We start from the raw sequence: 14,028 nt of genomic DNA on the forward strand, positions 1-14,028 counted from the left end.
CCGATCTTGGCTACCCAGTCACCCATGGGGAACCCGCTTCCCGCCCCCGCCGATTCTCATCCCGCACCCGACTTCGAGGTGACCGGCGCCGACTCCTGGGGTATGCGGCTGCAGCACCTGATGCACGCCAACCCGACCCTCGGACCGTTCACCGTCCTGATCGCGGCGATCGTCGCGTTCAGCGCCATGAGCCCACGATTCTTCTCCGCACCGAACCTGTCGCTGGTGCTGGCCCAGGTCACCGTGATCGCCGTCCTCGCGCTCGGTCAGACGCTGGTGATCCTGACCGCCGGCATCGATCTGTCGGTCGGTGCGATCGCCGTCTTCTCCTCGATCCTGATGGCGTACTTCGCCACCAAGGCCGGCCTGCCAGGCGCACTGGCCCTGGCCATCGGCCTGGTTCTGGGCACCGCGATGGGCGCCCTGAACGGCGTGCTGGTCACCCGGATCAAGCTGCCCCCGTTCATCGTCACGCTCGGGACCCTGACGATCTTCTTCTCGCTCAACTCGGTGGTCAGCAGGAGCGAGACGGTCCGCGGCTCCGACATGCCGGACCTGATGACCTGGACCGGCACCACGATCCCGCTCGGCGGGTTCCGGCTCACCTACGGCTCGATCATCATGCTGCTGTTGTTCGCCGTGCTGCTGTATGCGCTGCGTTCGACGGCCTGGGGCAAGCACGTCTACGCCACCGGCGACGACGCCGAGGCGGCCCGCCTCGCCGGCATCCGCACCAACCGGGTCCTGCTGTCGGTCTACACCGTCGCCGGTGCCGTGTACGCCGTCGGCGCCTGGATCCTCATCGGTCGCCTCGCGTCGGCCAGCCCCAACGTGGGCACCGACTACAACCTCGACTCGATCACCGCGGTGGTGCTCGGCGGCGCCAGCCTCTTCGGGGGCCGTGGTGGCGTGATCGGCACGCTGATCGGGGCCCTGATCGTAGGCGTCTTCCGTAACGGCCTGCAACTGGCCGGCGTCGAGGTGGTCTGGCAGGGCTTCGCGATCGGCCTGCTCGTGCTGGTCGCGGTCTCGCTCGACCAGTGGATCAGGAAAGTCAGATCATGACCGACCGTACCGAGCGGCAGCCCACGGTGATCGGGCCGCCGCCCTGCCGGCACCGGCCGGCCGAACACGACCGAGGGGGTCCAGCGTGAGCACACCGGTGTTGCAGGCGAAGGGGCTGACCAAAAGGTACGGTCGCGTCGTCGCGATCGACGGCAGCGACCTCGAACTCCACGCGGGCGAGATCCTGGCCGTCATCGGCGACAACGGGGCGGGCAAATCCAGCCTGATCAAAGCGCTGTCCGGCGCGCTGGTCCCGGACCAGGGCGAGATCTACCTCGACGGTGAGCGGGTGCACTTCCGTAGCCCGATGGACGCCCGCGCTGCCGGCATCGAAACCGTCTACCAGACCCTCGCCGTCGCCCCCGGCCTCGACATCGCCGACAACCTTTTCCTGGGCCGGGAGAAACGGCGGCCCGGCATCCTCGGCTCCGTCTTTCGGATGCTCGACCACAAACACATGCGCGCCGAAGCCACCCGGCACATGAGCGAACTCGGCGTCGCCACCCTGCAAAACATCAGACAGGCCGTCGAATCACTCTCCGGCGGCCAGCGCCAAGCCGTCGCGGTCGCCCGATCAGCGGCATTCGGCAGCAAAGTGATCATCCTCGACGAGCCCACCGCCGCACTCGGGGTCAAGGAGGGCAGCCGCGTACTGCAACTCATCCGCGACATCCGCGACCGCGGACTGCCGGTCATCCTGGTCAGCCACAACATGCCGCACGTCTTCGACGTCGCCGACCGAATCCACATCCAGCGCCTCGGACGCCGGATCGCGGTGATCACCCCCAAGACCCACTCCATGTCCGAAGCGGTAGCCATCATGACCGGCGCGGCCCCGGCGCCGTCACTGCCGGTCCAGTAGACAAGGAACCCCATGCGATACGCCGCGGTCCTGGGCGAAGCCCTTGTCGACCTTCTGGAAACCCCGACCGACACTGGCCAGATCTACCGCAGCGCCATCGGCGGCGCCCCGCTGAACGTGGCGGTCGGCGTGCGCCGCCTCGGTGGCGCCGCCCACTTCATCGGCGCGCTCAGTGACGACCTGTGGGGCGACCGGATCGCCGCGTTCCTCACCGACAACGGCGTCGAGACCCGAGGCGTACGGCGGGTGACAGCCGCGAGCACCCTCGCCCTCACCACCTTCGCCGGTCCCGAACCGCAGTTCCGGTTCTACGGCGCGCCCGCCTCGTACGCCCAACTCCGGACGACCGACCTGGACCCGGCCCTGCTCGCCGGCGCCGCCGTTCTCTACACCGGATCCATCAGCCTGCTCGCCCAGCCGATCCTCGACGCCGCCCGCCATGCCTGGGCGCGACCCGGACCGCTGCGGGTGCTCGACCCCAACGTCCGCCCGGCGCTGCTGCCCGACCGCGCCGCCGTCGTTCACCTGCGCGACCTCATCGAGCACTTCGCAGCAACCGCCGACCTGGTCAAACTCAGCGAGGCCGACGCGGCGGTGCTCTACGACGGCGCCAGCGCCGCGCAAGCGGCGACCCGCCTGCGGACGATCGGCGCCGCGGCGGTGGTCGTCACGCTCGGTTCTCGTGGCGCATGGCTCGACGCCTACGACGAGACCACCTCGATCGCGGCACCCGCGGTGACCGCCATCGACGCGACCGGCGCCGGCGACTCGGTGATGGCCGCGCTGATCTCACGACTTCTGGACACCGGAGTACCCGACGCCGCCGCCGGCTGGAGGGACGACATCCGCTTCGCGCTCCACGTCGCCGGCCTGGTCTGTGAACGTCCCGGCGGTGCGGCCGCGATGCCCACCCGAGCCGAGGTACGACAGCGCTGGGGCATGGTCGTGCCGAATTCCGGCGATCTACGTCGGACGAGGACCGCGCGTCGGTGAACCGTGGCCGGTCGCGGGCCGTGGTACCCGCAACCAGCCATGGATATCGAGGAGCACCGTTCATGACCTCACCACATGTGGGCCGCCGGCGGCTTGTGCGGGTTGTCGCGACCCTGACCTGTTCGGCGGCCGTGGCCGGCCTGGCCGCCGAGCCGTCGGCGATGGCCGATGTCAGCGCACCGATCGTCGGGGTGGCCGGGAAGTGCGTCGACGTCCAGTGGTCCGGGACCGCGAACGGTACGACCGTCTGGCTGTGGGACTGCAACGGCACCAACGCGCAGAACTGGGCCGGGGGCGGGGATCGGGGCACGCTCCGTGCGTTCGGCAAGTGCCTGGACGTGGCCGGTGGCTCTCACAGTGACGGTGCCCGCGTGCAGCTGTGGGAGTGCAACGGCACCGAGGCGCAGAGCTGGCTGGTGGACGACGGGCAGCTGGTCAACACCGGGTCCGGCAAGTGCCTGGACGCGTTCGGTGGGGCGGCGACCGGGACGGAGTTGCAGATCCGCAGTTGCTCCGGCACCGCCACGCAGGCATGGGCACCGGGCGGCGGCCCGGCGTTTGCCGGGCCGGCGGCGAAGAAGGGCGTGGCCACGTGGGCGTTTCCGCCCGGCAGCGACGGGATCCGCGACGTGGGCGCGGCCTGGTACCACGACTGGTCCACCTCGAACAGCGACGTGCCGGCGGCGGCCGAGTTCGTGCCGATGATCTGGGGCGCCGCGTTCGTCAACGACGCCGAGCTGGCCGCCGCCCAACGGTCCGGCCGCACGCTGCTCGGCTTCAACGAGCCGGACCTGTGGTTTCAGGCGAACATGTCGGTCGAGCACGCACTGGACCTGTGGCCCCGACTCCAGGACACCGGCATGCGGCTGGGCAGCCCGGCCGTCGCCTTCGGCGCCGACACCCCGGGCGGCTGGCTGGATCGGTTCCTCGACGGCGCCCGTCAGCGGGGGCTACGGGTCGACTTCATCGCCCTGCACTGGTACGGCTCGGACTTCGGCGACGACGCCGCAAACCACCTCATGCAGTACGTGCACGCGGTCTACGAGCGCTACCGCCTGCCGATCTGGGTCACCGAGTTCGGCCTGATCGACTTCAGCGAGGAACCGCCCCGCCATCCGACGCCGCAGCAGCTCGTCACGTTCGTCGGCAAGGCGACCGCCGCACTGGAGGCCACGCCGTACGTCGAGCGGTACGCCTGGTTCGCCCTGCCGGCCACCGGGGAGCACGCGCCGCACGGTCTGTACCGCGAGGACGGCACCGCCACCGAGGCGGGCGCGGCCTACCGGGTGGCCGGTCGTTCCTAGGGTGCGCTCCTGCGACGGGGTGGTCCGGCGGGCCGGGCGGCGAAGAACTGCGCCAGCGGCAGGCCGGCGAGCGCCAGCAGCCCGACGGTCGGCGAGGCGAGCGCGGCCAGGGTGGCGACCGCGAAGGTCACGCAGAGCGCGACGGGCGGTGTCAGCGCCCGGGTGGTCACCGGGTTCGACGGCGCTTGCAGGTCGGGGCGGCGGGTGACCCACCAGGCCTGGGCGAGCGCGAGGAGGCTGATGACCAGCATGTTGCTGAGATAGAGGACCGCCGAGTCGGTACGCAGGCGCGTCTCGACGAAGAGCCGTGCGGTGGGGAACGGCAGGAAGACCACCGCCATCAGCCACGCCGTGTTGAGGAAGAGGAGGGGCTCGTCGTAGTCGACGAGCTGTTCGTAGAGGTGCCGGTGGGTCCGCCAGAACAGCGCGATGACGAGGAACGACACCGCGAAGGAGAGCACGTCTCCGAGATGGTCGGCGAACAGTTCCGCCACCGACTGCCCGGCCGTGCTCTGGTCGGCGAAGTTGACCAGCGGAAGCACCAGCAGGGTCAGCGCGATCGCCACGCCGCCGTCGGTGAACGCGGTGATCCGTTGCAGCGTTCGCTGGCGGCGTTCGTGCACGTCGGCGCAGTGCCGTTGGTCGGTGCCGACGGGCTCCTCGGTCATGCCCTGATTCTGGCGAACGCGGCGCCGGCACCTTCCGATTCCGGGTTTTCCCGACGGCCTCCTACCCGAGGCGGGAGACAAGGCGGCCGTCGCCCGGCTCGTCCGGTATTCGGCGTCGCGTTGACACACCCGCTGCAAATGATAGGAATCAGTCGCCTGACCACTGGTTGGAGGCTAATCTCGTTGGTACTGTCGCCGAATGCCGACGGATTTCGTAGCTGACCGCATCGATCGTGCCCGCCTGGAGAGCCTGCTGGAGCGGGAGCGGGGCGCGTTCGTCGACCGGCACCCCCGGTCGGCTGCCGCGTACGCGGGCGCAGCGCACCTGTTCGGCAAGGTGCCGATGACCTGGATGAACAAGAACGCGGCCGGGTTCCCGGTGTACCTGGACCGGGCCCGCGGGGCCCGACTCACCGACATCGACGGCAACGACTACGTCGACTTCTGTCTCGGCGACACCGGGGCGATGGCCGGGCACTCCCCGGCACCGGTCGTCGCCGCGGTGACCCGGCGGCTGGCCGATCTCGGCGGGGCCGCCACGATGCTGCCCACCGAGGACGCGGCGGCGGTCGGGGCCGAGCTGAGCCGTCGCTTCGGGCTCCCCGCCTGGAGCTTCACGCTGACCGCCACCGACGCCAACCGGTGGGCGATCCGGCTGCTGCGTGCCGTCACCGGCCGGCCGCGCATCCTGGTCAACAGCTACTGCTACCACGGTTCGGTGGACGAGTCGCTGATCGTGGTCGGGCCGGACGGGCGCGCGCGCAGCCGGGAGGGGAACGTCGGCGCTCCCTGCGACGTGACCCTGACCAGCCGGGTCGCCGAGTTCAACGATCTGGACGGGCTGGCCCGCGAACTCGCCCACGGCGATGTCGCCGCGGTGCTGATGGAGCCGGCGCTGACCAACATCGGCATCGTCCTGCCCGAGCCCGGCTACCTCGACGGGGTCCGCGCGCTCACCCGGCAGCACGGCACCTACCTCGTCAACGACGAGACACACACGTTCTCCGCCGGAGCGGGCGGCGCCACCGCCGCGTGGGGACTGACGCCGGACGTGGTCACCATCGGCAAGGCCATCGGCGGCGGGATCCCGGTCGGCGCGTACGGGCTCTCCACCGAACTCGCTTCCGCGTTGACCGCTCGTGCGGACCTCGACCTGGTCGACATGGGCGGCGTGGGAGGGACCCTCGCCGGCAACCCGGTGTCGATCGCGGCCACCCGGGCCACCCTTCAGGAGGTGCTGACCGAGGAGGCGTTCGCCGGCATGATCGAGGTGGCGACCGTCTTCGCCGACGGGGTCCGCAAGATCTTCGAGGAGTACGCGCTGCCGTGGTCGGTCAGCCAGCTCGGCGCACGGGTGGAGTACCGGTTCGCCGCTCCGGCCCCCCGCACCGGCACCGAGTCGGCCCGCCGCGCCGATCCGGGGCTGGAGGACTACCTGCACGTCTACCTGATCAACCGGGGCATCCTGATGACGCCGTTCCACAACATGGCGCTGATGTGCCCGCAGACCACCGTCGAGGACGTCGCCCGGCACCACGAGGTCTTCGCCGAGGCGCTCCACGAGCTGCTGGACCGGGCCTAGGGCGGGCGACGAGCCGGCCAACCGGCCCGGCGGGCCGGCGTTCGTCCTGTTTGGAGTCGCTGCCGGTGGGTGGCGGCCAGGGCGCGCGTTAGTCTCTCCGCAGGGCGGAACGATCGGGGTTCGTTGATGAGCAAGGCGACTCGTGGCGCGGCGCGGGCTACGGCGCCGGTGTTACACGACGCGGTGCTCGCCATCCTCGGGCCGGAGATCACCAGCGGGGAGCATGCCCCCGGCACGGCGCTCACCCTGGAGCAGTTGCAGCAGCGCTTCGGCGTCTCACGCACCGTGATGCGGGAGGCGATGCGAATCCTGGAGTCGCTGCGCCTGGTCGACTCCCGTCGCCGGGTCGGGCTGGTGGTGCAGCCGATGCGCCGGTGGCAGGTGCTCGACCCCCGGGTCATCCGCTGGCGTCTGGACGGCCCGGGCCGCGCCGACCAGTTGCGCACGCTCACCGGGTTGCGGGTCGCGGTCGAACCACTCGCCGCGGCGGACGCGGCCCGGCACGCCGATGCCGCCGACCGGGAGCGGCTGCTCACGCTGGCCACGCGGATGCGACAGCTCGGCGAGGCGGGTGAACTCGACGCCTTCCTGCGGGCCGATGTCGAGTTCCACGCACTGCTCCTCCAGGCGTGCCGCAACGAGATGTTCACCGCGTTGACCGGCGTGATCGCCGAGGTGCTCGCCGGCCGGACCGAGCACGGCCGGATACCGCCGCCCGGGTCCGTGGCGCTCGACCTGCATGAGCGCGTCGCGCGCCGTGTCGCCGAGGGCGACGTCCGCGGTGCCGAGGCCGCCATGCGCGAGCTGGTCGAGGAGGTACGCGACGCGATCAGCGGCGCCGCGCCGGACGGCGTCGGCGCGGGATCCCCTTAGAACGACCGGCAACGGGCGTCCTCGCTGCCGGTAACGGCTCGGGCACCGTGGGTCCGGTTACCGGGGCGTACCTCCAGGCCGTGCGGGAGGTGGGCGAACCGTTATTACCACACAAAGCCAAGCCTCGCAGTCCCCAGTTCGTATGTTAGCGTTACCGGACGCATGAGCTGGAGGAGTTCAGTGGTCGCGCCGGCCGACCGTGAGGGGGCCGGGCTCAAGGCGGGCGAGGCGAGTGCGGCGCGAGTGCGGCGGCGGTGCGGGACGGGCTCTCTGGCCCGGCCCGCCCGGGACGAGGGGAAGCATGGTCGACGTGAGCGTGGCTAAGAGTCGGCGTTTGCCGGTCATGGGGGATGTCGCGCGACTGGCCGGCGTGTCGCACATGACCGTGTCCCGCGTCCTGAACGAGCCCGAGTCGGTGCGCCCGGAGACCCGCGAGCGGGTCCTGCTGGCCATCAAGCAGCTCGGCTACCGGCGTAACACCGCCGCGCGGAGCCTGGTCACCCGGCGTTCGCAGACGCTCGGCGTGGTCTGCTTCGACACCACGCTGTACGGGCCGGCGTCGATGCTCAACGGCATCGTGCAGGCCACCGAGGAAGCCGGCTACGCGGTGAGCGTGGCAAGCCTGCGCCGGCCCACCGCGGCGGCGGCGACCCAGGCGGTCCAGCGGCTGGTCCACCAGTCGGTGGAGGGGCTCGTCCTGATCGCGCCGCAGGCCGCCGAGGCGATGGCGTTCGTCCGGGCGCTGCCCACCGACATCCCGGTGGTCGCCGTGGAGAACGCGCTGCCGAGCGTCACGAGTGTCTCGGTCGACCAGGTGCTGGGCGCCCGGATGGTCACCGAGTACCTGCTCTCGCTCGGCCACGAGACCGTGCACCACGTGCGGGGGCCCTCGGACTGGAGCGAGGCCAACGGGCGGGTCGACGGCTGGTTGGCCGCGCTGGAGGAGAGCGGCCGGCTGGTGCCTCGGGAACTCGTCGGTGACTGGAGCGCCAAGTCCGGCTATCTCGCCGGCCAGAAGCTGGCCCGGGACCGCCGGGCCACCGCGGTCTTCGCGGCGAACGACTCGATGGCGCTCGGCGTGCTGCGGGCGCTGCTCGACGCCGGGGTGCGCGTGCCGGAGGACGTCAGCGTGGTGGGCTTCGACGACATTCCCGAAGGGGCCTTCGTGACGCCGCCGCTGACCACGGTGAGCCAGCCGTTCCGGGAGGTCGGTCGGCGCAGCATCGAGATCCTGCTGGGCGAGATCGACGGGGGCGAGGAGCGCGGAGTCTCGTCCGTTATCCCCCCTGAACTGGTGATTCGCACCAGTACGTCCGGCCGGCGCCCGTAGCGCGTCCGCAGGGACCTGGTACGCAACCTCTCGGAAACAATCTCTTCTTCAAGTCTTGACGGCGCTCTAGTTAACGCTAACATCGTGCGTGACTCCGCTCACAAAGGTGCGGAATCCCTCGTTGGCCTCGCGCCCGCCTGCTTGGAGGAGCCTCGATGCGGTCCCGCACTGTTATCGCTCACTCCCATCAATACGTGGGGAGTGTCGACTCTGGCCCATGGTCGGCCGGGGCCGTGGTGGTCCGCGTCCGCGACGGTGCGGTGGTTGGCTCCGCTCTGCACAGGTACGCGCATGGTGCCACGGACGCGTTCCCGGCCGCTACGGGTGGACGACTGCCACGCGTCGCGGACGCCTTCCACGCACACCAGCCCGACGAGCAGCGCGCCGCGCGCCACGACGCGCGCTGCCGTCCCGAGAACGCGTACGGCCAGCCTGGCCGGTCCGTTGGAACGGAGTGACAAGCCGTGTCGACACTGGACGAAACCGGAGAGATCTGGTTCCTGACGGGCAGTCAGGCGCTGTACGGCGAGGAGGTCCTCGAACAGGTCGCGGCGCAGTCCCGCCAGGTGTGCGAACTGGTCGCCAGCGGTCTCGGCGCGGGTGCCCGGGTGGTCTGGAAGCCGGTGCTCACCACCGCCGACGCCATCCGCCGTACCTGCCTGGACGCCACCGGGAACGACGCGGTGATCGGTGTCGTCACCTGGATGCACACCTTCTCGCCGGCGAAGGCCTGGATCGCCGGCCTCTCCGCGCTGGGCAAGCCGATGCTGCACCTGCACACCCAGGCCAACCAGGCCCTGCCCTGGGCCGAGCTGGACATGGACTTCATGAACCTCAACCAGGCCGCCCACGGCGACCGTGAGTTCGGGTACGTGCAGTCACGGCTGGGGGTGGCCCGCAAGACCGTCGCGGGCTTCGCCGGCGATCCGGCGGTGCTGGCCCGGATCGGCGACTGGGCCCGCGCGGCGACGGGCTGGCGGGCGGCCCGGTCGCTGCGGCTGGCCCGCTTCGGCGACAACATGCGAGACGTGGCCGTGACCGAGGGCGACAAGGTCGGCGCCCAGGCGACCTTCGGTGTCTCGGTCAACGGCTACGGGGTGAACGCGCTGGTGGCGGCCGTCGACGAGGTCGCGGACGCCGACGTGGACAAGCTCGTCGTCGAGTACGGGGAGCGCTACGACGTGGCGGCCGAGCTGCGCCGGGGCGGTGAGCGTCACGAGTCCCTGCGGTACGGCGCCCGGATCGAGATCGGACTCCGCCAGTTCCTCGAAGCCGGCGGCTTCGACGCCTTCACCACGAACTTCGAGGACCTGGGCGGTCTGCGGCAGCTGCCCGGCCTGGCCGTGCAGAACCTGATGGCCGACGGCTACGGGTTCGGCGGCGAGGGCGACTGGAAGACGGCGGCGCTGCTGCGGATCGTGAAGGTGATGGCCGGAGACGCCCCCGGCGGCACCTCGTTCATGGAGGACTACACCTATCACCTCGGGCCCGGCGAGCCGAAGATCCTCGGCGCGCACATGCTTGAGGTCTGCCCGAGCATCGCGGCCGACCGGCCGAGCCTCCAGATCCACCCGCTGTCGATCGGCGGTCGTGAAGACCCGGTCCGCCTGGTCTTCACCGCCGCGCCCGGTCCGGGCATCGTGGTCGGCCTCGCCGATCTGGGTGGCCGGTTCCGCCTCACCGCCAACGAGATCGACCTGGTGGATCCGGACGAGCCGCTGCCCCGGCTGCCGGTTGCCCGGGCGGTCTGGCAGCCCCGCCCCGACCTTGCCACGTCGGCCGAGTGCTGGCTGCTCGCCGGCGGGCCGCACCACACCGTGCTCAGCACCGCGGTCGGCCGGGAGCCCCTCGCCGACTTCGCCGACATGGCGGGCGTCGAGCTGGCCATGATCGACGACTCGACCGACAACCGGTCCTTCGCCAACCACCTCCGCTGGAACAGCGCCTACTACCGCCTGGCGCAGCGGCTGTAGGCCGCCCGCAGCGGCGACAGGCCGCCGCCTCAACGCAGAACGAACCGACAACCAGAAGATCCTCGGCTCGCTGGGACCGCACCACGGCTCCCGCCGGACGACGAACCCCTAGGAGAAGGAACCATGAGAAGAATCTTGGGCAGGCGGACTGTCCTTCGTTCGCTGGCCGGAGCCATGGTGGCGACGCTGGCTCTCAGCGGGGCAGCCTGTAGCAGCGACGAGCCGAGCGGCCCCAGCGCGGCCGACGCCGGACCCAACGGCATCGACGACGGCAGCGAGCTGACCCTCTGGACCCGCGCCCCGCTGGAGAAGCAGGCGAAGCTCCTCGTCGACGCCTACAACGCCAGCCACCAGAACACGGTCAAGCTGACCGTCGTTCCCAACGACGACTACGTCGCGAAGGTCGGTGCGGCGGCCGGCTCCAACGGCCTTCCGGACCTCTTCGCCGCGGACATCGTCTACGTGCCGAACTGGGTGAACCAGGGACTCTTCCAGGATCTCACCTCGAACATCAACGGCCTCGACTTCAAGGACTCGATCAACAAGGGGCACCTCTCGGCCGGCACGGTCGACGGCAAGGCGCACGTGCTGCCCTTCGTGCTGGACCTGTCGATGCTCTTCTGGAACAAGGACCTGTTCCGGGAGGCCGGGCTGGACCCGGAGAAGGCCCCGGCGTCGCTTGAGGAGTACGCCGCCGCCGCCAAGGCGGTCCAGGCGATGAAGAAGGACGGCGTCTACGGCACGGCGGCCGGCCTGAACTGCGGCGGCTGCCTGGTCTTCACCTGGTTCCCGTCCATCTGGGCCGGCGGCAGCCAGGTGATGAGCCCGGACGGCACCGAGTCCAAGCTCGCCGACGACACCGCCCAGAAGGTCTACAGCACCTGGCAGGACCTGTGGAAGTCCGGCGCCGTGCTGCCCTCCTCGGCCGGCGAGACCGGTCCGACCTGGACCGCCGGATTCACCGAGGGCAAGGTCGGCCTGATGTTCTACCCGGCGACGCTGCTCTCCTCCACCCCGTTCGACGTCGGTGTCGCCGGCATCCCCGGTCCGGGCGGCGGCGCCTCCACCTTCGTCGGCGGCGACGGCCTCGGTGTCTCGAAGGACTCGAAGAAGGCGGCCCAGGCCTGGAACTTCCTGAGCTGGATGATGTCCGAGGACGCCCAGGTCGAGGTGCTGGCGAAGAACAAGGACGTGGTGTCGCGTGCCGACCTCGCCAACAACAAGTACGCCGCCGAGGACCCGCGCCTGGTCACCATCAACGAGGTGGCCGGCAAGGGCGACACCCCCGTCGCGCTGAACTTCCAGCAGGCGTTCAACGCGCCGAACAGCCCGTGGCTGACCCTCATCCGCAACCAGGTGCTGACCGGCAGCGGCGATCTGCAGAAGGACAACGACGAGATCACCGCGGTGCTCAAGCAGTAGGTCCAGGCCGCGGGGGGTGTGCCGGCCGACCGGATCCCGGGCCGGCACGCACCCGCGGCGGGACGCGCGCCAACGATCAGCTCGCCGGTCGACGAACGAGAGGGTTCCCATGAAAGTCACCGCACCGTCTCGCCCGCCCAGCGTGGCGAAGCGGGGCCGGGCCCGCGCCCGCCCCCGTGGCCGTCAAGCCCTGCTCGGCTGGCTCTACGCGACGCCGACGGCGGTCTTCGTGGTGGCGCTCTTCGCGATCCCGCTGCTGCTCGTGCTCAAGATGTCGGTGTCGAGGTGGCCGCTGCTCAGTGGCGACCAGGGATTCAACGCCCCCGACAACTTCGTCAAGGCGATCAACCACCGGTTCTTCACCGACTCGGTGGTGTTCACCATCAAGTACACCGCGCTCGCGACCGTGCTGCTGCTGGCTCTCGGGTTGGGGCTGGCCCTGCTGGTGCAGGAGTCGAGCCGGTGGAACAACCTGCTCCGGGCGTCGTTCCTGATCCCCAGCGCCCTCGGGCTGGCCTCGGCGTCGCTGCTGTTCTACGTGCTCTACTCGCCGTACGCGAGCCCGATGGCGCCGGTGATGGAACGCCTGGGCATCACCTTCCTCGGCTCACCGAACGCGGCGCTGTTCTCGACGACCTTCCTCATCGTGTGGCGCTACGCCGGCTTCTACATGGTGCTCATGCTCGTCGGTTTGCAGGGCATCCCGGCGGACGTGTACGAGGCCGCCCGCTCGGACGGCGCGAGCCGGTGGCAGACCTTCCGGAAGGTCACCCTGCCGCTGTTGCGCCCGACGCTGGCGTTGACGACCGTGCTCTGCGTGACCGGCTCCCTGCTCGCCTTCGAGCAGTTCTACATCCTCACCAAGGGCGGCCCGGACAACAGCACGATCACCGTCGTCCAGCTCATCTACATGGTGGCGTTCCAGGGCCAGAACGACCTCGGTGTGGCGGCGGCCATCTCGGTCATCGTGCTGCTCGCCCTGGTCGTCATCAACGCGTTGCAACTGCGCGCCTTCCGGTCCGAGGAGAACTGACGCGATGGCCATCGATTCCACCGCCACCCCGACCGCCGAGGCCGGGCCCCCACCGCCGCCCTCCGCGGGACCGGCCGGCCGGAAGAAGCCGGACGGGGTCACCATCGCCGGCATCGCGCTGCGCACGCCGTACTGGGTGTTCACCGGGGCGGTGGGGCTGATCTTCCTGGCTCCGCTGCTCTGGACCGCGGTCGCCTCGGTCTCCCCGCAGGCCGGCACGAACCAGGTGCAGGGCTGGGGGTTCGGCAACTACGAGACGCTGGGCGCCTATCAGGCGGGCGTCTGGCGCTACCTCGCCAACTCGACGTTGGTGTCGCTGCTCACGGTGACCCTGACGCTGCTGATCTCCTTCCTCGGTGGTTACGCGTTCGCGCGGTTCAAGTTCCCCGGCAAGAACATCCTGTTCCTGGTGACGCTCGCCATCCTCATGGTCCCGTACGCGACCCTGCTGATCCCGCTCTACGTGCTGCTCAACCAGGTCGGGCTACAGAACTCCCTGGTCGGGGTGGCCCTCGTGCTCACGATGTTCCAGCTGCCCTTCTCCACCTTCCTGATGCGGATCTCCTTCGAGGCGGTGCCCCGGCAGCTCGACGAGGCCGCGATGGTCGACGGCTGCTCGACCTTCGGCGCGCTCTGGCGGGTGCTGTTGCCCGCGGTGAAGCCGGGCCTGATCACCGTCGGGCTGTTCGCTTTCCTCGCCGCCTGGAACGACTTCATGGCGCCGCTGATCCTGATCAACGACAGCGAGCGGATGACCCTGCCGCTCGCCGTGTCCAACCTGCGCGGCCAGGTCCAAGGTGTCGTCGACTACGGGGCGACCGAAGCGGGCGTCGTGGTACTCGCCCTCCCGTGCATCGTCCTGTTCCTCCTGCTTCAACGACACTACGTGCGCGGCTTCATGTCCGGCGCGCTGAAGGGATGAC

Annotated in this window: 12 protein-coding genes; 11 read left to right on the plus strand and 1 reads right to left on the minus strand. The window is 70.3% G+C overall.

Annotated features, from left to right (window positions below):
* Positions 1 to 24 precede the first annotated feature (24 nt).
* From ACQPYA_RS09480 to ACQPYA_RS09495, 4 genes are all read left to right on the plus strand, one after another.
* Positions 25 to 1,065 (plus strand): ABC transporter permease, encoded by a 1,041-nt coding sequence (locus ACQPYA_RS09480; protein ID WP_433532234.1) that lies wholly within the window; start codon positions 25 to 27, stop codon positions 1,063 to 1,065.
* Between the two features lie 85 nt (positions 1,066 to 1,150).
* Positions 1,151 to 1,927 carry an ATP-binding cassette domain-containing protein gene (locus ACQPYA_RS09485; protein ID WP_433532235.1) on the plus strand — a complete coding sequence of 259 codons (777 nt, stop codon included), beginning with the start codon at positions 1,151 to 1,153 and terminating at the stop codon, positions 1,925 to 1,927.
* Positions 1,928 to 1,939: 12 nt separating this feature from the next.
* Entirely contained in the window at positions 1,940 to 2,920 is a 981-nt protein-coding gene (locus ACQPYA_RS09490) for a carbohydrate kinase family protein (protein ID WP_433532236.1), read from the plus strand.
* Between the two features lie 62 nt (positions 2,921 to 2,982).
* Complete coding sequence (locus ACQPYA_RS09495) at positions 2,983 to 4,224, plus strand: glycoside hydrolase family protein (RefSeq protein WP_433532237.1); 1,242 nt, start codon at positions 2,983 to 2,985, stop codon at positions 4,222 to 4,224.
* On the opposite strand, the gene ACQPYA_RS09500 is transcribed toward ACQPYA_RS09495, so the two are convergent.
* Positions 4,221 to 4,892: a TMEM175 family protein gene (locus ACQPYA_RS09500; protein WP_433532238.1), complete on the minus strand. Its 672-nt coding sequence runs from the start codon at positions 4,890 to 4,892 to the stop codon at positions 4,221 to 4,223. The two genes, ACQPYA_RS09495 and ACQPYA_RS09500, sit on opposite strands and share 4 nt — an antisense overlap.
* 199 nt (positions 4,893 to 5,091) lie before the next feature.
* On the opposite strand from ACQPYA_RS09500, the gene ACQPYA_RS09505 reads away from it, so the two are divergent.
* The 7 genes from ACQPYA_RS09505 (at position 5,092) to ACQPYA_RS09535 (ending at position 14,027) form a co-directional block, all read left to right on the plus strand.
* A complete protein-coding gene (locus ACQPYA_RS09505; RefSeq protein ID WP_433532239.1) occupies positions 5,092 to 6,474 on the plus strand; it encodes a transaminase in 1,383 nt (460 codons plus the stop codon).
* A 126-nt stretch (positions 6,475 to 6,600) separates the two neighbouring features.
* Positions 6,601 to 7,347 carry a FadR/GntR family transcriptional regulator gene (locus tag ACQPYA_RS09510; protein ID WP_433532240.1) on the plus strand — a complete coding sequence of 249 codons (747 nt, stop codon included), beginning with the start codon at positions 6,601 to 6,603 and terminating at the stop codon, positions 7,345 to 7,347.
* 379 nt (positions 7,348 to 7,726) lie between these two features.
* Complete coding sequence (locus ACQPYA_RS09515; RefSeq protein ID WP_433532241.1) at positions 7,727 to 8,677, plus strand: LacI family DNA-binding transcriptional regulator; 951 nt, start codon at positions 7,727 to 7,729, stop codon at positions 8,675 to 8,677.
* A gap of 464 nt (positions 8,678 to 9,141) precedes the next feature.
* Positions 9,142 to 10,650, plus strand: a complete 1,509-nt coding sequence (araA, locus tag ACQPYA_RS09520; RefSeq protein ID WP_433532242.1) for an L-arabinose isomerase — start codon at positions 9,142 to 9,144, stop codon at positions 10,648 to 10,650.
* Between the two features lie 123 nt (positions 10,651 to 10,773).
* Complete coding sequence (locus ACQPYA_RS09525) at positions 10,774 to 12,072, plus strand: ABC transporter substrate-binding protein (protein WP_433532243.1); 1,299 nt, start codon at positions 10,774 to 10,776, stop codon at positions 12,070 to 12,072.
* 109 nt (positions 12,073 to 12,181) lie between these two features.
* Positions 12,182 to 13,105 carry a carbohydrate ABC transporter permease gene (locus ACQPYA_RS09530; RefSeq protein ID WP_433532244.1) on the plus strand — a complete coding sequence of 308 codons (924 nt, stop codon included), beginning with the start codon at positions 12,182 to 12,184 and terminating at the stop codon, positions 13,103 to 13,105.
* A 4-nt stretch (positions 13,106 to 13,109) separates the two neighbouring features.
* The gene (locus ACQPYA_RS09535; protein ID WP_433532245.1) at positions 13,110 to 14,027 is read left to right on the plus strand and encodes a carbohydrate ABC transporter permease; all 918 of its coding nucleotides are present in this window, start codon (positions 13,110 to 13,112) and stop codon (positions 14,025 to 14,027) included.
* Position 14,028 lies beyond the last annotated feature (1 nt).

Source organism: Micromonospora sp. CA-263727, from assembly GCF_050942455.1.
Taxonomy (GTDB): Bacteria; Actinomycetota; Actinomycetes; order Mycobacteriales; family Micromonosporaceae; genus Micromonospora.